The sequence below is a fragment of the Clostridium estertheticum genome (assembly GCF_026650985.1).
Classification (GTDB): domain Bacteria; phylum Bacillota; class Clostridia; order Clostridiales; family Clostridiaceae; genus Clostridium_AD; species Clostridium_AD estertheticum_C.
Genome location: NZ_CP086239.1, coordinates 4,147,905 through 4,169,748, shown reverse-complemented (window position 1 = coordinate 4,169,748; position 21,844 = coordinate 4,147,905). Strand labels below are relative to the sequence as shown.

18 protein-coding genes are annotated in these 21,844 nt (G+C 29.4%); 7 read left to right on the top strand and 11 right to left on the bottom strand.

The genetic code is table 11. From position 1 onward, the window contains the following. Positions 1 to 19: 19 nt before the first annotated feature. The 6 genes from rlmH to LL038_RS19975 all read right to left on the bottom strand — a co-directional run bounded on the left by rlmH (position 20) and on the right by LL038_RS19975 (position 4,448). Positions 20 to 499: a 23S rRNA (pseudouridine(1915)-N(3))-methyltransferase RlmH gene (gene rlmH / locus LL038_RS20000; protein ID WP_216124366.1), complete on the bottom strand. Its 480-nt coding sequence runs from the start codon at positions 497 to 499 to the stop codon at positions 20 to 22. Positions 500 to 758: 259 nt separating this feature from the next. Beyond that, positions 759 to 1,256 (bottom strand): SEC-C metal-binding domain-containing protein, encoded by a 498-nt coding sequence (locus LL038_RS19995; protein ID WP_216124367.1) that lies wholly within the window; start codon positions 1,254 to 1,256, stop codon positions 759 to 761. Between the two features lie 124 nt (positions 1,257 to 1,380). Further along, positions 1,381 to 1,944, bottom strand: coding sequence for a GerMN domain-containing protein (locus LL038_RS19990; protein ID WP_216124368.1), 564 nt, complete (start codon positions 1,942 to 1,944; stop codon positions 1,381 to 1,383). A 76-nt stretch (positions 1,945 to 2,020) separates the two neighbouring features. After that, on the bottom strand, positions 2,021 to 2,806 hold the full coding sequence (locus LL038_RS19985) for an MBL fold metallo-hydrolase (RefSeq protein ID WP_216124369.1): 786 nt from the start codon (positions 2,804 to 2,806) through the stop codon (positions 2,021 to 2,023). Positions 2,807 to 2,831: 25 nt separating this feature from the next. Then, positions 2,832 to 4,088: a UDP-N-acetylglucosamine 1-carboxyvinyltransferase gene (locus tag LL038_RS19980; protein ID WP_216124371.1), complete on the bottom strand. Its 1,257-nt coding sequence runs from the start codon at positions 4,086 to 4,088 to the stop codon at positions 2,832 to 2,834. Between the two features lie 198 nt (positions 4,089 to 4,286). Beyond that, the gene (locus LL038_RS19975; protein WP_071614719.1) at positions 4,287 to 4,448 is read right to left on the bottom strand and encodes a DUF1540 domain-containing protein; all 162 of its coding nucleotides are present in this window, start codon (positions 4,446 to 4,448) and stop codon (positions 4,287 to 4,289) included. A 235-nt stretch (positions 4,449 to 4,683) separates the two neighbouring features. Here LL038_RS19975 and LL038_RS19970 point away from each other — a divergent pair, with 235 nt between their 5' ends. The 6 genes from LL038_RS19970 to LL038_RS19945 all read left to right on the top strand — a co-directional run bounded on the left by LL038_RS19970 (position 4,684) and on the right by LL038_RS19945 (position 8,816). Continuing rightward, positions 4,684 to 5,232, top strand: coding sequence for a hypothetical protein (locus LL038_RS19970; protein WP_216124373.1), 549 nt, complete (start codon positions 4,684 to 4,686; stop codon positions 5,230 to 5,232). A 39-nt stretch (positions 5,233 to 5,271) separates the two neighbouring features. Further along, positions 5,272 to 5,823, top strand: a complete 552-nt coding sequence (locus LL038_RS19965; RefSeq protein WP_216124375.1) for a 2'-5' RNA ligase family protein — start codon at positions 5,272 to 5,274, stop codon at positions 5,821 to 5,823. Beyond that, positions 5,810 to 6,295 carry a dUTP diphosphatase gene (locus tag LL038_RS19960; protein ID WP_216124377.1) on the top strand — a complete coding sequence of 162 codons (486 nt, stop codon included), beginning with the start codon at positions 5,810 to 5,812 and terminating at the stop codon, positions 6,293 to 6,295. The genes LL038_RS19965 and LL038_RS19960 overlap by 14 nt, the downstream gene beginning before the upstream one ends. Positions 6,296 to 6,353: 58 nt before the next feature. Beyond that, positions 6,354 to 6,782, top strand: a complete 429-nt coding sequence (locus LL038_RS19955) for a DMT family transporter (protein ID WP_268055919.1) — start codon at positions 6,354 to 6,356, stop codon at positions 6,780 to 6,782. A 130-nt stretch (positions 6,783 to 6,912) separates the two neighbouring features. After that, positions 6,913 to 8,106, top strand: coding sequence for a S8 family serine peptidase (locus tag LL038_RS19950; protein ID WP_216124379.1), 1,194 nt, complete (start codon positions 6,913 to 6,915; stop codon positions 8,104 to 8,106). A gap of 200 nt (positions 8,107 to 8,306) precedes the next feature. Further along, a complete protein-coding gene (locus tag LL038_RS19945) occupies positions 8,307 to 8,816 on the top strand; it encodes a ferritin (protein ID WP_216124384.1) in 510 nt (169 codons plus the stop codon). Between the two features lie 97 nt (positions 8,817 to 8,913). Here the strand turns inward: LL038_RS19945 and LL038_RS19940 are convergent, their stop codons facing one another. From LL038_RS19940 to LL038_RS19925, 4 genes are all read right to left on the bottom strand, one after another. After that, positions 8,914 to 10,146 (bottom strand): competence/damage-inducible protein A, encoded by a 1,233-nt coding sequence (locus tag LL038_RS19940; protein WP_216124385.1) that lies wholly within the window; start codon positions 10,144 to 10,146, stop codon positions 8,914 to 8,916. 60 nt (positions 10,147 to 10,206) lie between these two features. Beyond that, positions 10,207 to 11,154 (bottom strand): phosphoglycerate dehydrogenase, encoded by a 948-nt coding sequence (locus tag LL038_RS19935; protein ID WP_216124386.1) that lies wholly within the window; start codon positions 11,152 to 11,154, stop codon positions 10,207 to 10,209. An 80-nt stretch (positions 11,155 to 11,234) separates the two neighbouring features. Next, positions 11,235 to 14,165, bottom strand: a complete 2,931-nt coding sequence (locus LL038_RS19930) for an insulinase family protein (RefSeq protein WP_216124392.1) — start codon at positions 14,163 to 14,165, stop codon at positions 11,235 to 11,237. 264 nt (positions 14,166 to 14,429) lie between these two features. Further along, complete coding sequence (locus LL038_RS19925; protein ID WP_216124394.1) at positions 14,430 to 19,871, bottom strand: diguanylate cyclase; 5,442 nt, start codon at positions 19,869 to 19,871, stop codon at positions 14,430 to 14,432. A 335-nt stretch (positions 19,872 to 20,206) separates the two neighbouring features. Here LL038_RS19925 and LL038_RS19920 point away from each other — a divergent pair, with 335 nt between their 5' ends. Further along, a complete protein-coding gene (locus LL038_RS19920; protein ID WP_216124397.1) occupies positions 20,207 to 20,551 on the top strand; it encodes a protease inhibitor I42 family protein in 345 nt (114 codons plus the stop codon). Between the two features lie 92 nt (positions 20,552 to 20,643). Here the strand turns inward: LL038_RS19920 and LL038_RS19915 are convergent, their stop codons facing one another. After that, positions 20,644 to 21,507, bottom strand: coding sequence for a methionyl aminopeptidase (locus tag LL038_RS19915; RefSeq protein WP_216124399.1), 864 nt, complete (start codon positions 21,505 to 21,507; stop codon positions 20,644 to 20,646). Positions 21,508 to 21,844: the final 337 nt, after the last annotated feature.

Below are 21,844 nucleotides of genomic sequence, written 5' to 3'. Positions count from 1 at the left end.
TTATATTAAGAAACCTCATTTACTTGTGATATGGTTCCCCACTTATTATTCTAAATCCTCTATAAATCTGTTCAAGTAGCATAACTCTAAATAACTGATGTGGGAAAGTCATCTTCGAAAAACACAATTTATAATTGGACCTTTCTAAAACTCCTTTAGACAAACCTAATGACCCGCCAATTACAAAAACTATATTACTAACGCCCCTTACTCCCAAATCCATTATGTAATTTGAAAATTCCTCTGAGGACAACATATTTCCCCTCAGTTCTAGAACAATAACAAACATATTGTCCTTTATAGTCTTAAGTATAGCCTCTCCTTCTTTTTCTTTTATTAATATCTCTTCTTTTTCAGAAGCATTATCTGGAGTTTTCTCATCACTTAACTCAATTATATTAAGTTTACAATATCTAGATAATCTTTTGGTGTATTCATCTATAGCACTTTTTAGGTATTTCTCTTTTATTTTTCCTACACATATTATAGTTATGCTCATTTTAAATCTCCTTAAGTTTACTTATATGACAATTGTAATACATATAACATACTACTATTATATGCTCAAATCTCTCCTTTTATAAAACACACATGTGATTCTTAGCATTGCTAAAATAATTTAAGTTTTGATACTTAAGCCCTGATAAGTTCTACAGAATAATCATAGACAAATAAAAAAGTAATAAACCTTGTCCCAAAGGCAAAGTTTATTACTTTAATTCGTTTGTTTTTTATTTTTTTATATAATTAAGCTAAAATTATTTTCCACAACATTTCTTATATTTTTTTCCGCTTCCACAAGGACATGCATCATTTCTTCCAACTTTATCATTATTAACTACCATTTTAGAATCTCTATATGACCTTTGAATTTCTTTTCTCTTTTCCTTTGAAAAAATTCCTTCCCATTGTGGAAGTTCATATAAATAATCTGCTTTTGCATCTAACATATTAAAATAAAGTTTTTCAAAATCTACTTTGAAATTAACTTTTGTGTCACTTTCAGTTTCTTCTAATTGTACAGGCTCTAAAAGACTATCATTTATTCCATCAGTAAACCCCATAAAATATATGTTAGATACTTCAAATTGTTTAGCAAGTTCTTCCATCGTACCCTCAACCTTATCTGTATGGTTTGCTAATAATTTAGTATAAATACGTCTTTCGATTTCGCCATAGTCATGCCAAAACGCAGCTTCTCCTCTACGTTTAACATAATCAACCACCATATCTGTCCATTCTTTATATAAACTCATCTTCTATTCTCCTTCAAATCATAATATATTTATTATATCTCTTTATTATAATAAATACTTCACTAATATTCAACATATATGCTTAATCTTCACAAATTAATATATTTGTGCGTTTTTTTACTATTTATTTCTTTAATAGCGTTAAACCTTCTTTACTAAAAGGCTTAGATACATCAAAATTTCCACCTATAGTATCAATATCATTATTCTCAAGTGTCAGTTTAATTTTTTTTATAGACGACAATTGAGTTAATGATGCCGCTATACTTTGAAGGCAACTTTTTTCTTTCGCTTCTGACATATTTATTTTAGCTTCTTTGCTTAGATTCACATAGGCAATAGTATCTTTAATTGAAAAACTAAGTAGTCTAGTTTCTTTAGGAAGTACTGGTTTCAGCTCACTTTTTACAGTAGGTCCTTTTATAAGTTCCTGAATTATAGTCTCACCAATGAGCTCTTCCTTATTAACAATTCTCTCATCTTTAACTACTTTCACTGTAGATCCATCTTTAGTACCATCAAAATAAATACCCAATTGAATAAAGCCATCTTTTTCTAGAGGTAGTTTTAGATTTTCAAGTTTTTCTTTATTGGTGACGCTTTTTTCATCTTTTTCTTCACACCCTGAAAATGCCATTGTTGACGCAACTAGAATAGAACATACTAATATTTTGATTGCTTTTTTCATAATTGAACTCTCCTTTAATAATTCACTAAAGTATTGAATCTACTGAGATAGTAATATCTATTTTTCTTAAATGTAATTAAAATTCAATTAGATTACTTGGCATATCTCTTTTAGCTAAATTCAAAGAAATATCCTTACCTATTTCAATATTGTTTTCTTTAAGAATATTAACTACTGTTTGATAAGCTAAATCCGGAAAATTATTTGTTTTACTTAAGTGACCTAAAATGATATGTTTGTATTTATTACCCATTATATCCACTATGGCTTGGCCACATGCATCATTAGATAAATGACCTACATCACTTAATATCCTTCTTTTTAATGAATATGGATATGGTCCAAATTTCACCATTTCTACATCATGGTTACTCTCGAGCAACACCACATCAGCATCTTTTATTATATTCTTTACTTCCTCGGAAAAATAACCTAAATCGGTAGCTATACATGCTTTCTTTTTTCCGGTATATAAAGCATATCCTATAGGTGCTGCTGCATCATGTGATAATTTATAATTTGTTATATGCATATCCATTATATCCACAGAATTATTATTTATAATTCTTATATTATCCTCTTTTATATTCCCTATCTTACTCTCCATAGCTTTCCAAGTATCTTCATTTGCGTAAATCGGTATATTATATCTTCTTGAAACAATACCAGCACCCTTTATGTGGTCAGAGTGTTCATGAGTAATAAAGATACCATCGAGATCATTAGGGTTTTGATTTATATATTTAAGTGCGCCTTCAATGCTTTTCCCCGGCATACCCGCATCCACTAAAATTTTTGCATTTTGTGACGCTACAAATATACTATTTCCACTACTTCCACTATATAATGGACAAAAAATCATAATTATCTCCTTTAATTTAAAATTGTTATATAGTAACTCTCTTTATATCTGCACCTATATTTCTAAATTTTTCTTCTATATTCGGGTATCCTCTATCAATATGTTCTATACCTAGAATTTCTGTAGTTCCTTCTGCTATAAGTCCTGCAATAACTAAAGCTGCTCCGGCTCTTAAATCTGATGCCACAACTACAGTTCCTTTAAGTTTGCTTACACCATCAACTGTAGCAACAGTTCCTTCAACATTTATATTAGCACCCATTTTTTTTAATTCATCAACTTGTTTAAATCTAGATTCATAGATACTTTCATTTATTATACTTCTTCCCTCTGAAATACAAAGCAATGCATTCATTGGTTGTTGCACATCCGTTGGAAAGCCTGGATAAGGTAGCGTCTTAATATTTACAGCCTTAAGTCTTCCATTTGATTTGACCGTAACACTATCTCCACCTTCATGTACCTCTGCTCCCATTTCAATGAGTTTTGCAGAAATTGATTCAAGATGCTTTGGGATAACATTATTTATAGTTACCTCTCCACCACAAGCAGCAGCTGCTATCATAAAGGTACCTGCTTCAATTTGATCTGGGATTACACTATAGTTACATCCTGTTAATTCCTTAACCCCTATAATCCTTATAACATCTGTACCAGCACCTTTAATATTAGCTCCCATAGAATTTAAGAAGTTAGCTACATCAACAACATGTGGTTCTTTTGCAGAATTTTCTAAAATAGTTGTACCTTCTGCAAGCGTTGCGGCTGTCATTACATTTATCGTTGCCCCTACTGTAACAACATCAAAATAAATACTAGTTCCGATTAACCTATCAGCCTGAACATTTACAGCACCATTCTCAATAGTCACCGTTGCCCCGAGTGCCTCAAAACCTTTTATATGTTGGTCTATTGGTCTAGCCCCTATTGGACACCCTCCTGGAAGCTCTACCCTAGCCTTTTTAAACCTAGCTAAAAGCGCACCAATCAAATAATATGATGCTCTCATTTTTCTTACATCTTCTGTATTAGCATTTATGCTAATTATACTTGTGCTATCTATTGTAACTGAATCTTTTTCTCTTTTAATTTCGCAGCCTAAATTTTCCAATATTCTTTCAATACAATTTACGTCTTCTATATCTGGAATATTGTCAATGATACATTTACCCTTACTTGCTATTATAGCTATTGGTAAAATTGCTACTGCCGCATTTTTTGCACCACTTATTTCAACTTGACCAAGGATACGTCGACCCCCGTTAATTACCAATTTATCCATATTTGTATCATCCTCACTATACCTTATATATTAAGTATTTTTATTTTTATACATACAACTCGATTATACCATATCTACATTATATTCTAGCACTTATTTTAAAAATGTGAAATAATATTGTTATGTTTAACACAATATTTATAATTTCTACTTATATAATATAAAAATCACCCGTAAAAAATACGGGTGATTCTTATATTATTTCATTGTCTTAAAACTACCGCAATCTGTACATTCTGGTGTTTTAGCAACACTTTCATGTTTTACGACATCAATTTTGTTTAAAGTACAAAAATTGTCATCTTTACAATGATATTCACATTCACTTACTACACAACCTATACTATCATTATGCTCCATAAAAAACGCCTCCCTTTATTTAGTACAAATCTATTATTAGTATTATTAACATAATTTATGCAACTAATAAAAACTTTTTATAAATACTTATGTATCTTAATAAAATCAAAATAATGTTGATTACATAAATTTACACAAAAAATACAAAGAACAAAAATTATGTTATAATAAACTTATAATTTAATCAAAATAATATTAACCAATCTTGGTTATTAATTTCACTTGGAGGACAAAAATGAAATATTTTTTAGTTGCACTATTTGATGATTTATCAAATTCTATAGTTCAGAATATTCAAAGGGATATTTGTAGAAAATATAAACTATACAAGAGCTCCCCTAGCCTTTATATAACTGTAAGTACTATTACAAATCCTGATGTAGACAAATTAGATGTAGTTATTTCTAAAATTTTAGCTCCTTATAAACACTTTAAGGTGGGCATAAATAACAGTATTGAATTAACTGATAACTCAAGTCAAGTTAATCTTAAAGTCGAAGACAAAGGCTACATTTTTCGTATAGCAAGAAATATTACAGACACTTTAGCTTTACATGGTTTTAACGTTAAAACTGATGATGATATTATTGATTTGCGCATTCTAATAGCTAATGCCAATCATATTATTAAAAAGTCATACAATGTAGGAACTATTTCTATTGATGCAACCTTATCTAAAGATGATTTTTTAAAATTTGTAAAGGTTTCTAGGCTAGAATTATGGAAACAAGTAAGTAATAAAAAAGAAATGTTAGTTAAAACTTATGAATTAAGAGAATACTAAAGACCATAAAAATACGTTTTAGGTTTAAGGAGGATAAAGATGATTTATTACTTAGTTGGCTTATTTGATGAAACTTCCTACAAATATATGGAATCTATGCAAAAATCACTTTGTAACAAATATAGTCTGTATAGAACTGATACAAATTTGCCAAAACTTCATATAACATTAGAAATAATAACCAATCCTAGTCTTTTTGATTTAAATGTTTCTTTAAAAAAACTTCTTAAAGATTATACTAAATTTGATGTTGAATTAAACGGTGTAATATGTTTTGACCCTCCCTTTAAATCTGTAAACTTAAATATTGATAACAAAGGTACTATATATGAATTATCTAAAAATATAAATTCTACATTAAATACACAAGGCTTTGCTGTTAGAGAACATATTGAAAATTGGAATTTACATATTTCACTCGCTAATACAACTTTTGCGGATAGAGAATGGTCTAATAACGAATATCTAGCAGCTTGCAATTTAGCTAAAGACGAAAATTTCCAAAGAACTATAACAATTAATGCTGTAGAACTTTGGAAACCTATAAATAATAATGATGAAATGGTGGTTAAAAAATATGAACTTACATAAATTATTTCAGATGCAAAATACTTTAGACCATAGAATTGAAACGCAGCATCATCTTGAAGGCATACCCTTATTTAACAAAAAAATACTTTCCCTTCAAGTGGAACTCGGTGAACTCGCAAATGAAACTCGTTGTTTTAAATTTTGGAGTACAAAAGAATCATCGACTAAAGATATAATCCTTGAAGAATACATTGATTGCCTCCACTTTATTTTAAGCTTAGGACTTGAGAAAAATTTTCAAAATGTTACCTTAAACATGAAAAATATAACCTGCGAATTGTCTGAGCAGTTTTTAAATTTATATATAACAATATCGGATTTTGCAACTTCTTCTTCCTTAGATAACTATTTGAGTATCTTTAATGACTTTTTAAGTTTAGGTCAAAGTCTAGGCTTTTCTGAAGAAGATATTGAAAATGGATATTTTTACAAAAACAAGATTAACCATGAAAGACAAGATAATGGATACTAAAATATTTTAATATTACAAAACATTCTGGGTAAGCTATCTTAAAGGAGTGTGATTGTAATTGGGCATAATATTTTCTGTAATCGCAGGTATCTGTATGAGCTTTCAAGGTGTTTTTAATACAAGAGTAAGTGAAAAAATCGGATTATGGGAAACTAATGTTTTTGTCCAATTTACTGGTTTAATTTTGACTTTAATAATACTTCTTATAGCCGGAAATGGTAATTTTAAAGCAATAAAAGATGTAAATAAATTTTATTTGCTTGGAGGAATTTTAGGCGCTATAATTATATTTTCTGTAATGCTCGGCATAACAAAGATGGGACCAACTTGTTCTATTGCAATTATATTAGTCGCTCAACTACTTGCTGCTGGTATAATTGATAGATTTGGATTATTTGGAGCTACACAGCTTAGATTTGGCATTTCTAAATTTTTAGGCGTTGGCATAATGATTTTAGGTATAATAATATTTAAGTGGAAAGGGTAATACACCCTTTTTATTTTTTATAATTTTATTGACTTTTTACAGCTTTATTAATAATACTTTTCTTTTTTATTAACATATCTTAAGAATTTGCATATACTATAATAGTGCAACAATACATTAGGAGGCATACATGTTTTCCTTCAAAAACAAGTTGGATCCATCTCTCAAGCACGCTTTGTTAAATAACCTATATGACAACTATAGGGTAATAATACATTGTAAATCTCTTGAAAATAAAACCGTTAATAAGATAAAATCACTAAAATGCGATATTCTACGTCATATTTCCTCTATAAATTGTATTTGTGCTGTTTTGACCTCAAGTGTTATAGATAGGATGCTCGAATATCCGCAGGTAACATATATAACCTTTGATTGCTATGCGCATTTATGTGGCAGTAGTGTCCTAGCGTCTAATGGTGTTTCCTTCCAAAGTAATTATGACTTAACCGGGAACGGTATAGGCGTTGGAATAATTGATAGCGGTGTATATCCGCATTATGACCTACTAAATCCTAATAATAAGATTAAAAAATTTATAGATGTAGTTAATAATTTAAACTATCCTTATGATGATAATGGTCACGGCACCTTTATGAGTGGACTTATTTGTGCTAGTGGTTATGCTTCAAAGGGTATGTACAAAGGCGTTGCACAAAATAGTCATCTTTATGTTATTAAAGCATTCAATAAGCTAGGTAAGGGGTTTATATCGGATATTTTATTTTCACTTGAAACTCTAATTAATGAAAGTAACGACTTCAATATTAAAATCATTTGTCTCCCTTTTGAAACTCTAGAAACTAATGAATTTGTGCTTTCTTTGTTCGCGAAACTTTTCGATTTAGCAGTATCAAAAGGTCTTGTGGTAATAGTTCCTAGTGGAAGCAATAAAAATGTTAAGAGTTCAATCCGCGGTATAGCTACGCTTAATAACTGTATAACTGTAGGCGGTTATGATAGCGTTAAAACCCCTATCATATATGAGTATTCGTCATGTGGTCCTTTTCATAAACTTGATAAACCAAATTTAATTGCTGCCTGCGTTGATATTTGTTCTTTGATATCCGACACACAATTCATCTCTGAAAAAAATGGTATAAAGCTTTATCCGCATGGCATTACTAATCTATATACAACCTACACGGGAACTTCCTGCTCTGCTGCCTTTGTAAGTGGTATATGCGCTCTCCTTTATGAAAACAATAAGGATTTATATTTCAAAGATATACTAGCATTACTAAAGATATCTTCAAATTTAATAAATTTTCCAAAATATATGCAAGGTGCAGGTATTATAGATTTAGAGAAATTATTACCCTAAATTATTACTATATATTAATATATTATATAAATATTGTCTACAAGAAAATATATGGTGTATAATATAGATATTGTTTAATATTTATAATTAATTAAAAATCATTATTATCGTTTAAACAATAATATTTACTATTACTAATTAACATTTCTAAGGGTATAATCATTATTTTATACTACCCTCGAAATACTAGGAGGATTATTATGATAAGCGAAAGATTATTCACTGAACTAAACAAACAAATGAATTTTGAATTTTACTCTGCACACCTTTATTTAGCTATGGCAGCTTATTGCGCTGCTGAGGATTTTGACGGATTTTCTAATTTCTTTAAAGTGCAAGCCGAGGAAGAGAAATTCCATGCTATGAAATTTTATAACTATATAAATGAAATGAATGGACGTGTAACTCTAGAAGGGATGCCTAATCCTCAAAACGATTATGAATCTCTCATTGATGCTTTTAAAATTGCATATGCGCATGAAAAAATTGTGACAAGTAAAATTTATAACCTTACTGACATTGCAACAGATGAAAGAGAACATGCAACAATAAGCTTACTTAAATGGTTTATTGATGAGCAAGTGGAAGAAGAAGCTACTTTCAACGGTCTTATAAAAAGACTTGGAAGAATTAATGATGATCCAACAAGCATTTATATGTTAGATAACGAACTTGCAACAAGAGTTTTCGTTCCGCCTGTTACTAAATAATCTATATAATTGTAATCTAGACGTAAAAAAGCAGGTGTAAATACCTGTTTTTTTACGTCTAGACCTTTTTATTATCCATAATATAAAATCAATTATATTATAATAACTCTCTCCGAACCCAGTCTAGTAACTGCTTAGTCGCTCTTTCACGTACTTTTTGCCTATCACCTGACAATTTAAGCATCTTGGTTTTAACTTGACCATTAATGTATAAGCCTACATATACAAGACCTACAGGTTTTTCCTCACTTCCACCACCAGGCCCTGCAATTCCAGTAGTTGATATTCCAATACTAGTACCCGCAGTTTTTGCTATTCCTAACGCCATTTCTGCTGCAACTTCACTACTTACTGCACCATACTTATCTAAAGTTTCTTTTTTAACTCCTAATCTATTAATTTTAGCTTCATTAGTATAAGTTACTGCCCCCTCCATAAACACCGACGATATCCCAGGATAATTTATAAGCGCTGCTGCAACCATTCCTCCTGTGCAAGACTCAGCTGTTGCTATAGTTAGCCTTTTATTAACTAACATCTCACAAAGTACACTTTCTAAAGTTACATCTCCTTCACCATAAATGTTATTATTCCCGAGTCTACTACGTATTTCAGCTTCCATAGGTTCCATAAGTTTTATGCCTTCATCATAAGTATTAGCCTTTGATGTAATTCTAAAGGTTACTTCTCCTTCTTTAGCATAAGGGGCAACAGTCGGATTAGTTTGCGTGTCCAATATATCTTCTATCATTTCTGCAGCGCTACTCTCACCAACTCCAATAACCCTTAGCACCTTTGAAACTAATACACCTTGCTCAAACTTTTTAAGGTAAGGAACTACACTCTCCTCAAACATAGGTTTCATTTCAAAGGGTGGTCCAGGTAAAAGTGCAACGATCTTTTTATTTTCTTCTATTATACATCCTGGTGCTGTACCATTATTGTTAGGAAGTATCACTGCATCCACTGGGAAATATGCCTGTTTCTTATTACTTTCTACCATTACTCTATTCGACTTTTTAAAATAGTCCTCAATAACTTTTAAAGAAGGTTCATGAACCACGCTTTCCTTTCCAAAATACTCAAAAGCTACCTCCTTAGTTAAATCATCCTTTGTAGGTCCAAGGCCACCAGTAGTTATAACTAAATCAGCTCTACTAAAAGCTAATCTATATGCCTCTAAAAGTCTTTCTGGATTATCTCCAACTACCGACTGATGATATACTGCTATTCCCAGATCCGCTAATCTCTTAGCAATATATTGCGCATTTGTGTTTACTATATCTCCTAGTAATATTTCTGTACCCACTGCTAATATTTCCGCTTTCATAATTATTTCCTCCTATTGGTGCCACCCACATGGCAAGTGGCATCTGAATATTTATCTAATCTAATATCCCCTTTTTAAATCTACAACATTTACTAGCTTTTCACTAATTATATATTTTTTCATATTTTCATATATAGTCTCAAACCTTCGCTCATTTCTCATCTGCGAAATCCATGAATTATGAGAAGTTAATATAATATTATCTAATTCCCAAAGCTCACTATTGTCTTTTAAAGGTTCCTCTTCATATACATCTATTGCAGCACCAGCTAATTTACCATTCTTTAAACTTTCAATTAGAAAAGGTTCGTCTACAATATTCCCTCTAGCTACATTTATAAAAAAAGTTCCATCTTTCATTGAATTAAACATATCATTGTTAATTAGATGATATGTGGATTTAGTATACGGCACGGTTACTACAACAACATCACACAACTTAAGCATTTCACGAAGTTCATCCATAGCATAACATCTATCAAAATATTCAGCATCATGTCCGCTTGTATTTACGCCTAGGATAGTTACCCCAAATCCTTGAAATCGCTTAGCCGCTTCATTAGCTATTGTGCCTGTACCTATAAACCCTATAGTTTTACCGTACACCTCAAGAAGACTTGTATCCATTTTCCACTTTTTATCGAATTGATTTTTATATAATTTTTTACTATTTTTTAGCATTTCAAGGGTTTTTAACACAATCCACTCCCCCATAGGAATACTGTATCCCCCTTTATTATTTGTAATTATAATAGAACTCTTTTTAACATACTCTAATGGCAATTGGTCAATTCCAATGCTCGATAATTGAATCCATTTTAGTTTCTTCATTTTTTTTATATCAAGAGTCTTAAAAGGATCATAACAAACTAAAACTTCTATATCAGCAAGTTCTTCATTATAAATTAGATTTTCCTCTGAAATCACCTTTATATCATACCCAAAAGCTTCTATATCTTTCCTTTTTTCCCCGCCGTAGTTATATGTGAAAAGCGTCTTAATCGCCATGTATATCCTCCTTTTAAGAAAAGATGCCACTTGCCACGTGGGTGGCACCTTTCTTTGAAAAAAAGGTGCCAGAAGGCACCTTATTTAAATACATTTACTAAATTAGTAAATATATCTTTATTATCTTTAATTTTCGTTTCATTTCCGAGTACACAAAAACAATCTTCCTTTATAATATCAGAGAGCAATGTTTTAAAAGACTTAATATCATCGGCATTTGTACTTAATACCTCTTCTCGCTCCTTTTGTCTTTGCTCCTGCGTAATACCTCTTATATAATATGCAGTAGCACGATCACCCTTCATAGAAGGTGTTAATGGTGAATCAAGATCACTAATTGTACCTATAATATATTTGGTCATTTCCCTATCTGATGCTTCAAAGTTTTCTATATACTCACATATTCCGTCGTATGCTTTTAAAGTTTCTATTACATTTGGGTCTCTATAAGACACAAATACTATGTTACCACTTCTAGCAATGTTTGCAAATCCGCCATATGCTCCACCTTGCACACGAACTCTGTTCCATAAATAATCGAGACTTGCTATTGTCTTAAGTACTAACATCTTACCTGAATAAGAATAACCTTTCTTAATGAAATTATAGCCTTTAGCTACATACTGAACATCTGATGAAGTCAGTAATCCTTCATTATCTTTACTCAAAACAAAATCATACTTAGCATCTGGTAATTTTTCATCTCCTAAGATACTTATAACCTTAGGTAACTCCTTTGCAAATGCAGTATATATATCTTTTTCTCCTGTAACACTTATTATGAGATTATTTTTATTAAATATAATCTTTGAAACCTTATTTAAATTTTTTATAATCTCATCTGCTTTATTATCAAAATCTATTTCAATTTCATTTAAAAATTTATAAAATGATATTCCTGTAGTTTTTTCTATATAAGCTGAGGCTGGCGAAAAGTAGGAAGTAATCCTTCCAGCTGCTACCATATGGCCTCTATCAAGAATCTTCATTTCATACCTTGATTTTAATTGTTGAATTAACTCCTTCAAACGTTTCTTTTCATCAAATTTAGTAAGACTAATTATTTCTGCAATAATATCAAATAATTTAGGGATACTCGAGATTAACGCTTTACTTTTTACTACTAACTTAGGATTATATTTTTCAAAATTTTCATTTTCGCCATATACATCTGTAGTAAAATGAATACCACCCGTATGAATATTAACCTCATTAGATAAATCAGAGTAATTGGTATTTTGCGTACTTACTCTTCCTAAAATAGTTGATAATAGTGTTACATAAGGTATTAACTCTAAATCTACTTTTTTAGCATCAAATAATATATTTATATAAGCAATTTTATTAGTAAAAATATTATGAGATAAGACTTTCACTCCATGCTCATCATTTACCTTTAAAGGTAAATGTTCTACTTTTTTTTCAATATCTGAAAGTTCAAGTAAAGGAATAGTTTCAAGAACTTCCACGGAGTCTGGTGTCATTTGTCTTTCTTTAAGATCTTTTGTACTCTTCACAATTTCTTCTACTTGTTTTTCTGAGAGACTTGCTTTGTACTTTTCTAGTTTTTCTTCTGTTACCTTAGACTTCTTCTCTGCAAGGCCTTTTTTACCATTCAAAATAACCATAGAACTATGAGTATTATTAATAAGATACTTTTCTATAAGTTTTTCAAAGTAGTTTGTAGTTAGTGCAGCTTTTATTTTACTTAAATAACTTTCATATTCTAAATGCATAGTTGGGTCCTTGTCATAAAGCCAACTATCCATACTAGTTATATAATAAAATAAGCCTTTTGGAAAACCACCTAAATCAGCTTCGCGTAACTTGAATTCAGTAATATTTATACATGCCTCTATTAGTTTTTTGTCTATTCCATCTCTAACTAAATTCTTTAAAGTCGTAAATACAACTTCCTTGAATTTTTCTTTTTCACTTTCATTAGAGTTTTTTACTACTATACTGAACACAGGTTGTAATATACTATTATCAAAACTTCCAAACACATCTTTTCCAATCTCTGCATCCACAAGTGCTTTCTTCAAAGGCGCTGCAGCACTTTCTAATAATAAGTATTCTAGAATTTCAAGAGCTAAATGCATTTCTGGCTGACTAATATTATCTCCTGACACAAAATTTAAACTTAAGAATGTTTTTCCTTCCTCTTCATCATCACAAGAAATAGGATAATCCATCTTAACTTCTTCCATTTTACTAAATGGTTTTTGTAGCTTAATCGCTGAATCAATCTGAATTCTATCAAAATTATTTAAATATTTCTCACTTATGAATTGTAATTGTTCTTCAATATTTCCATCGCCATATAAGAATATATAACTATTTGATGGATGATAATATTTTTTATGGAACTCTGTAAATTCCTCCTGCGTTAAATCTGGTATAAATTCTGGATCTCCTCCAGATTCCACACCATAAGAAGTGTCCGGGAATAAAGATTCCTGTATTTTACGCATAAGGGACCCTTCCGGAGATGAGAATGCGCCTTTCATCTCATTATAAACTACACCTTTGTATGTTAGTTTATCTTCCTTGTTTTCTAATTCATAATGCCAACCTTCTTGCATTAATATTTCTGGTTGTGAGTATAAGTTTGGGTAAAAAACAGCATCCAAATATACATCCATAAGATTAACAAAATCTTTTTCATTTTTACTAGCTAAAGGATATATTGTTTTATCTGAAAAAGTCATAGCATTTAAAAATGTATTTAAAGACCCTTTTATTAATTCGACAAAAGGCTCCTTTGTAGGAAACTTTCTAGAGCCACAAAGCACTGAATGTTCCAATATATGTGGAAGGCCATTATTGTTTTTAGGTGGTGTTCTAAATCCTATAGAAAAAACCTTATTATCATCATCATTTTCTATATGAAGCAATCTTGCTCCACTTTTCGCATGCTCAAATACTCTTGTTACTGAATTTAACTCTTCTATATTTTTTTCCTCAATTAACTTAAACCCATGGTATGTATTCCCAATTTTAAACTCCATTTTTCTCCTCCTAATACTTTCTTTGAAAACTTAAACAGCTCGTTAAGTGTTTCATCTTCCGTGAATTTTTAAATCTAAGCGCATTCTATATCTTACGAATGACAATCATTGAATGAACATGATATCTAATATTAAAATTACTTTTATTATACTAATTATACACCATTTTATTCCACACTGCTAACAACATAAATTATTTTATATATCTATTCTTCCTAATTTTTATTTAGTCTATACTATGCATCAGATAAAAAATAATTTAAACTATAGTATTGGGACTATTATCTTACCAAGCATACTTACAAAGTTAAAATCATCAAAGCTAAACTCTTTAACTTGCGTCGATTCGGCTAAGTATAATACTCCTTTTACATAATCACCCCTGATGAGTGGAATTACAATAACCGATTGCCAATTAGGCGCACCTGTAACAACATCATATTCAATTATCGTATCCCAATCTATCTTCCAAACTCCCTGCTTACTATCGAGTACAGATTTTATTATACTTTTATTGTAAGTATCGCTATCTACCCATTCGTTTATAAATATCTCTCTTGAATATTTTTCAGTAATGTCTCCATTCCCTACAAGAAATAAAACACCTTTTTTTGCTTCTGTAATTTCAATAATCCTGCCGAGTAGACTATATATTTTATCTTCTTTTGTTAAATTTATATTTATTAGTTCAATTAATTCTATCATTGCAAGTACATTTCTGTGATCTTGCAATTCATTACCAGATATTATACCCGCAAGCCTATCTGTTTTTTTCGCCTTTTTAGAGAAATCACTATTCCAAGTAACATATCGATTTCTCCCCTGCTGCTTTGCCACATATAATGCTTGATCTACCCTCTCAACTAATTCACCTTGCCACTCACCCTGCATAGGGCACGTTATAACACCCAAACTCACAGTAACATCACGTCTATTGTCTAATATTTTTTCTTGTTCTATCTTACTTCTAAGTTTTTCAGCCACAAGTTGTGCTTCATAAATATCTGTATTTGGAAGAATAACAATAAATTCTTCTCCCCCGTATCTGCCAACAATATCTGTATCTCTTAAATTACTTAACACAACATCGCAAACCCTCTTTAAAGCATAATCTCCTGTCCGATGTCCAAACTTATCATTTATAATTTTAAAATGATCTAAATCATACATAATAAGAGAAAATTTGCTTTCATCAAGACTTGATTTTTCAATTTGTTCATCTAAGGCCTCTTCTAGGTATTTTCTAGTAAGTGTTCCCGTCAATTTATCAACAGATGAACTTAGTCTGAGCTTATATTTTTCAATTATTATACCTACTACTTTGCTAAGCTCAATACATTTTTTCATACTACCATTGTTTAAATTATTTAGTACTCTTTGAGATTCAATATATATATGCCCAATTACATACTTGCTTCCTTGTATGCTCTTTCGTCGTTGATTTTTCACAATACTTTTTTCAGTAATATCTTCCATGATAATTGGGATGCAAATAGACGCCTTTATAGTATTATAAATATTATTTTTATCCCCAACTGCATCTTGATTTTGTGAACCATCTGTTACTAACCCCGGCTTATCTCGGCTTAGCATTTCAGATAATTTTTCTGTGGTCTGCGGTAACTCATATTTTCTATCACTGGATGCAATAACTTTATATTCTTTATTGTCATCATCATTAATAATTATTATTCCTCTAGTCGCTAATGTTATATAAGACAAATAATCGATTATGAGTTCTAAGTTTCTTAAGTTATCAGATTGCAAATTTTCTAATACATCACCTATATCATGAATACCCTCATGAAGAGAAACTGAGTATATTTTTTTAATAGATTTTATAAAGTTTTTATTTTTCAAAATATCCTTATGGTTTACCTGCTCTAATATATCCATTAATCCTTCTTCATCGCTAATACTTGCCTGTTCAAATTTAAGCATGGAAATATCCTTATTATTTTTATAATAATTATTAATACCTAAAAATCTATTGAAAGGTCTTATTGCATTGTTTAGTCTTATATAGGATAACCTATACTTAATTGGTAATTTAGAATTTATATTCTTTAATATACCACAAGCTTCAAAGTAATATATTACTGCATACAAATAATCCTCTTTGTTAAAATAATAATCACCAATTGCAGTATATATTTTCCAACATATATCTATTTCTTTATATTTTTTTGAATACTCTAAAGCCTCATCAAAAATCTCAATACTATTTGTGTTTTCTATTAATCCGTCAACATATAACTTTTTAACAAATACTCTGTGGTCTTTTATGTCAATATCGATATTAATCTTGTTAATCTCATTAAAAATAATTGATGCATGCTCTTGTATTTCATTATCATATAAAAGTATTACAACTCCATAAAATATATTAAGTCTACTACTTACATATAATACTTTATTAGCTATTGTTGCAATGTTTGTAATATCCTTTATTAACTCATCATCATTTTCTCTCAAATGTATTTTTATACATTTATTTAAAATCTGAGCCCATAATGCATGTATAAATTGATTTTCCCCATATAATTCCAAAACCTTATTGATATAAGACTCAGCCTTTTTCATGTCCCCTAATTTATAATTAATCTCAGCTGCTAAAAGATAGAATATTTCAATGTTTTCACTTTGGTCAGGATAATTAATAATCTCCTTATTACAAAGTTCATAATACTTATAAGCATTATCATAATCATCTAATCTTAAATAAATACTAGCAATCGATGTATAACAATAAAATAATTTTATCTCAAATTCATATTTTCTACATTCCCCTAACTGTTCAATAAAACATTGTAATGATATTTCATACTTTTCTACTAGAAAATGCGTCACCGCAATATTAATTGATGCATCTACCTCTCTATTACTAATATTATTCTTCTCACATACTTCTTTTGTTTTTAAAAAATATTTTATAGCCATATTATTATCTTGGTAATAATATTCATAAATAACTCCTATATAATTTAATGCCTTTATTAATTCATCGATATTACTATATTTATTACATATAGTTATTGCCTTTTCAAAAAATATTAACGCCTCGTTCGCTCTACCTCTTCTCATAAGAACTATGCCCTTATGATTATAAAATATGGCTTCCAGTTCTTCATATTCACCCTTACACATTTCTATACAACTGTTACATATTATTTCAACATTTTCATACTCTTGCCTTATCTCATATACACAGGCTTGTATTCCTTGACACTTAAGCCATCCAGAACGATAGTCTGTTTTTTCTAACATAGTATTAATTTTTTTAGTATAATAAATAACACTCTTTATATCATTTTTATTTAAATATACCATTGCAATTTTAATGAAGCTATCTATTATATAATTATGCAACTGATTATTATAATTATACATTTGAACTGATAGATAGTAATTTATCGCGATGGAATTATGTCCTTCTTGTTCATGCAAATCGCCTAGCTCCATAATGAGCTTGATGTTTTCAACTGGACTATTTGAACAATTGATTATTGATACCGCTTTTGTTAAATTTTTTATTGCATCACTTCTGTTTTTTAAAAGTCTCATTTTTTGTGCATTTTCAATGCAGTATTCAATAATCTTTTGCCCTTGATCTGACTTTTCTAAGTGATAAATTAGCTCCTCAATATATTCTGTACCACCCTGTGCATAAAAACCTTCAAGTAGTACCGATGCTAATCTATGCATGTTTTTTTTATCTTCGTCACTAATTCTTTCATACATAAGGCTTTTAAGAAACTTATTATAAAAATCAAATACAAAACCTCTATCTTCAATTTTTTTGCATAATATCCCCGAGGAAATAAGTCCTTTAATAACTATCTCGAGTTCTTCACTATTCTTATCAATAAAACCTTTTATTACTTCTAAAGAAACAGCGCTTTTAAATATCGATATTATTTTTAGGATATTAAAATTTAATTTTCCCATTTCTTTAACTTGATTAAGCAGTATTGGATGCATATCCTCTGGCACAATAAATTTAGAATAATCGTAATCTATGGTCCAACACCCTTTTTCTTTATCTATATAAATACTTTTTTTATTGAAAAAGCTCTTTATAATTTCTTGAACAAATAATGGATTGCCTTTTGTCTTTTCAAATATACTCTCTGCAAATTTATATGGCATATTAGGCATACTTAAAATATTTTCAATCATTTTCCCTACTTCTATTTCACTTAACTCTTTCAAAAATATATTTGTTACTACAACACTCCTAGATATAGTCTGTTTGAATTTTATAAATTTTTTGTTTAGTACACATTCCCCATCGCAGTATGACATTATAATCATAATTTTTTTGTTTTGTAACTTCTTTCTCGTAATATATTCTATTAATTCAATTGTAAATTCATCTGCTAGATGAAAATTATCAATAATTATAACTATAGGCTTATTACCTATACACTCTTCTATAAACCCCGAAGCAAAGTGTATAAGTCTATATTTTTCTTTGTCTCCACTCAATGGTTTTGAATGTATTATATTCTTTTTGCTACCTAATTCAGGTATGAATTTTACCAATTCAGATTCGTATCTTTCTAATATTTCTGGTTCACATTCAGAAATGAGCTGTTTTAATATATCTACAAAAGCCACATTACTGTTTTTAGTAGAAACCTCTAATTTAAAACTACTATAAACATTTACTTTTCTCAAAGAAAAAAGATATTTTAATGATTTAAGGAACCTCGTTTTACCAATACCTGATTCGCCATGTATAAAAACCGTAAGATTATTTTTACCTTCATTTTTTATACATTCATAGTTATTGATAATTTTATATACTTCATCCTCTCTACCTATCATTTTCAAGTTAGTATTTAATTTATTTATTTCTTTTTTTCTATATGGTATATATTGCTTTTTAAATGAATTATTTATGTCTATTACTAATTCTGAAATATTTTGATATCTTTTTGTAATATCACTATAAATCATCTTTTCAATGACCCTTTGAAAATTTATGTTAAGATTTTTATTATTATTAAATATCTCTTTTATTTTAATATTATTAATTTCATCGTTTATACCAAAATTACAATTTTCACTCTTCATATATATGATAAACAATAAAATCCCTAGAGAATATATATCACTAAATATACTACATTTCTTACCTGCTAATATCTCTGGAGCCTTAAAATATTCCTCATTATTCTCATCTTTCCAAAAAGTTTGTTTTTCAAGTTCCACTGTTGCAAAATCTTTGAATTTAACGCAATTTTTTTTGTATTTTGTATTCGTAACTGTTATATTACTTAAATTTATATCACTATAAACAAATCCTTTTAAATGGAGATAATTTATACTTTGGCATATTTCTATAAATAAATCTAATAGCTCATCACTTTTCATATTACTTACTACATCTAAAATACTAAAATCATTTTTAACATACTCATTTGTGAAAAAATAAACTTTGTCATCTAATTTTTTATTATCTAATAAATTTAATAAATCAAAGTCATATACTAATGTTACATTTTGGCATTTTAAGTTAGTTAAACTTATAAATTCTTTTGTATAAAATTCTATTAACTCTTTCTTTAAATATTCTGAGTTAAGAATATTTAATTGTACCGTATCATAATTTTTTCTTATATCATTTACAATATAACTAGAAACTAACCTATTTTGTTTTATACATTTAACTATTCGATATCTATTATTAATAATTTCCAATTAATCACTTCCTCAAATATCAATTAAATTAACATTTTAGATAATACTAGAAATTCATTTTCAAATATAGTACACTTTAGGTCCTTTATCACATTAATATAATAAACCATTTGAATGTTTATGTTAAAATTTGTATATCTATATATTATACCAATAAAATGTGTCATTTTACTGTTTTTATATAAAATGTTAAATTTGGCTACTAAAATGACATTTAGGATACTGTTGTTGCATGAATAAATATATAAAAAAAAGAAATAATAATACTATATTTATGCTATTCATACTATTTTATTAATAAATCTGCGCAGTTAGTGATTAAGGAGGGTACTTACTTGACTTACGAATATGAAAATTTCAAGTCAAATGCTATAGTTTTAGGCCATAAGCTTATAAACATTATCCCTATATATGCTCATATGATTATTGAACTTACCGAGTCCCCAACAACTGGATATTGTTGGTACTATACCACATCTGATCCTTCTATAATATTATTGGAAGAGAAAAAAACATTTGATTTTAATAAACCAAATATCTTAGGTGGAAGTAATCAAATTATCTGGAAATTTAAATGTTTGAATTGTGGTGAATGTAAAATAACCTTTTCTTATTATAAGAGTTGGAAAAGAGAGTCTTGCCCCTTAGATGAATCCACATATATAATAAAAGTTGAGTAGTCTAGGTCACTAAACAACTTATCAAAAAAACAAAAAAGAAAGTCCACCATATGTAACGTGGACTCTCCTTCTAAACTGCTATTTGTTAAAACTTAAGTTAATATCTCATAACCTGTTTGAGTAACAAGTATGGTATGTTCCCATTGAGATGACAATGATCCATCTGTTGTAACCGCTGTCCAATCATCATCAAGTACTTTTGTATCTGGGCTCCCGATATTAATCATAGGTTCAATAGTAAACGTCATATTAGGTAATAATATTGTACCCTCACCTTTATTACCTATATGTGCTACAAATGGTTCTTCATGAAATTCTAATCCAACACCATGACCACCATAATCGTAAACTACAGAATAGCCAAGACTTTCTGCATGTTGCTGAATGGCATTTCCTATATCCCCAAGCGTATTAAATGGTTTCACCTGTTCTATGCCAAGGTCTAGACATTCCTTTGATACACGCACCAAATCTACCGATGCCTTAGAACCCTCTCCTATTATGTACATTCTACTAGCGTCACCGTAATATCCATCTAATATGCAAGATACATCTACATTAACTATATCGCCATCTTTTAGAACAGTTTCACATGGTATACCATGACATATCACATCATTTATTGATGTGCATACACTCTTAGGGAATCCACCGTAGCCTAATGGTGCTGGGTATGCATTATGCTCTACCGTATATTCATGTACCCAAGTATTAATTTCCTCTGTGGTTACTCCCACTTTTATTCTCTCACTAACAATATCTAGTACATCATGTGTTAGTTTACAACTTTTTCTTATACCTTCTATTTGTTCCTGCGTTTTCATGATATCTCTAGGTATTGTATACCCAACTTTCTCTTCTATATTGCTTATAAATACGTCTTGATCCATATGACATCTTTTATATTTCTTGCCACTTCCGCACCAACACACATCGTTTCGTGATAATTTATTCATTTCATTTCCTCCCGCCTAAAATTATTCTAAACATCAATATTAACTACAAATTAGTTATAAGGCATCTTAGACTTGTTATTTTTTATTATGCTAAGTATATGCTTATCTTTAAGCAACCTTAGATTATCAAGGTTATATGCTTTATTGATGATTTAATCTTTTATTACAGTTACTATTATACCCCTTCTTTACATTTGTTGTGCACTAATTAATAATTAATAAATATTAGTGTGATTTTAGCTCATAATAGTGTAAAATGTATTATTATACATATATATTAAAATAATATATATCTTGTAATATATTATTTATACTAGAATAGCTTTTATATTAATAT

What these genes read in the sequence shown, in the direction of transcription:
- LL038_RS19995 (WP_216124367.1), bottom strand. Translation starts at nt 1,256, where the DNA reads ATGAGTTTATATAAAGAATGGACAGATATGGTGGTTGATTATGTTAAA.
- LL038_RS19970 (WP_216124373.1), top strand. Translation starts at nt 4,684, where the DNA reads ATGAAATATTTTTTAGTTGCACTATTTGATGATTTATCAAATTCTATA.
- LL038_RS19980 (WP_216124371.1), bottom strand. Translation starts at nt 4,088, where the DNA reads ATGGATAAATTGGTAATTAACGGGGGTCGACGTATCCTTGGTCAAGTT.
- LL038_RS19960 (WP_216124377.1), top strand. Translation starts at nt 5,810, where the DNA reads ATGAACTTACATAAATTATTTCAGATGCAAAATACTTTAGACCATAGA.
- LL038_RS19975 (WP_071614719.1), bottom strand. Translation starts at nt 4,448, where the DNA reads ATGGAGCATAATGATAGTATAGGTTGTGTAGTAAGTGAATGTGAATAT.
- LL038_RS19935 (WP_216124386.1), bottom strand. Translation starts at nt 11,154, where the DNA reads ATGGCGATTAAGACGCTTTTCACATATAACTACGGCGGGGAAAAAAGG.
- LL038_RS19965 (WP_216124375.1), top strand. Translation starts at nt 5,272, where the DNA reads ATGATTTATTACTTAGTTGGCTTATTTGATGAAACTTCCTACAAATAT.
- LL038_RS19915 (WP_216124399.1), bottom strand. Translation starts at nt 21,507, where the DNA reads ATGAATAAATTATCACGAAACGATGTGTGTTGGTGCGGAAGTGGCAAG.
- rlmH (WP_216124366.1), bottom strand. Translation starts at nt 499, where the DNA reads ATGAGCATAACTATAATATGTGTAGGAAAAATAAAAGAGAAATACCTA.
- LL038_RS19930 (WP_216124392.1), bottom strand. Translation starts at nt 14,165, where the DNA reads ATGGAGTTTAAAATTGGGAATACATACCATGGGTTTAAGTTAATTGAG.
- LL038_RS19990 (WP_216124368.1), bottom strand. Translation starts at nt 1,944, where the DNA reads ATGAAAAAAGCAATCAAAATATTAGTATGTTCTATTCTAGTTGCGTCA.
- LL038_RS19940 (WP_216124385.1), bottom strand. Translation starts at nt 10,146, where the DNA reads ATGAAAGCGGAAATATTAGCAGTGGGTACAGAAATATTACTAGGAGAT.
- LL038_RS19945 (WP_216124384.1), top strand. Translation starts at nt 8,307, where the DNA reads ATGATAAGCGAAAGATTATTCACTGAACTAAACAAACAAATGAATTTT.
- LL038_RS19985 (WP_216124369.1), bottom strand. Translation starts at nt 2,806, where the DNA reads ATGATTTTTTGTCCATTATATAGTGGAAGTAGTGGAAATAGTATATTT.
- LL038_RS19950 (WP_216124379.1), top strand. Translation starts at nt 6,913, where the DNA reads ATGTTTTCCTTCAAAAACAAGTTGGATCCATCTCTCAAGCACGCTTTG.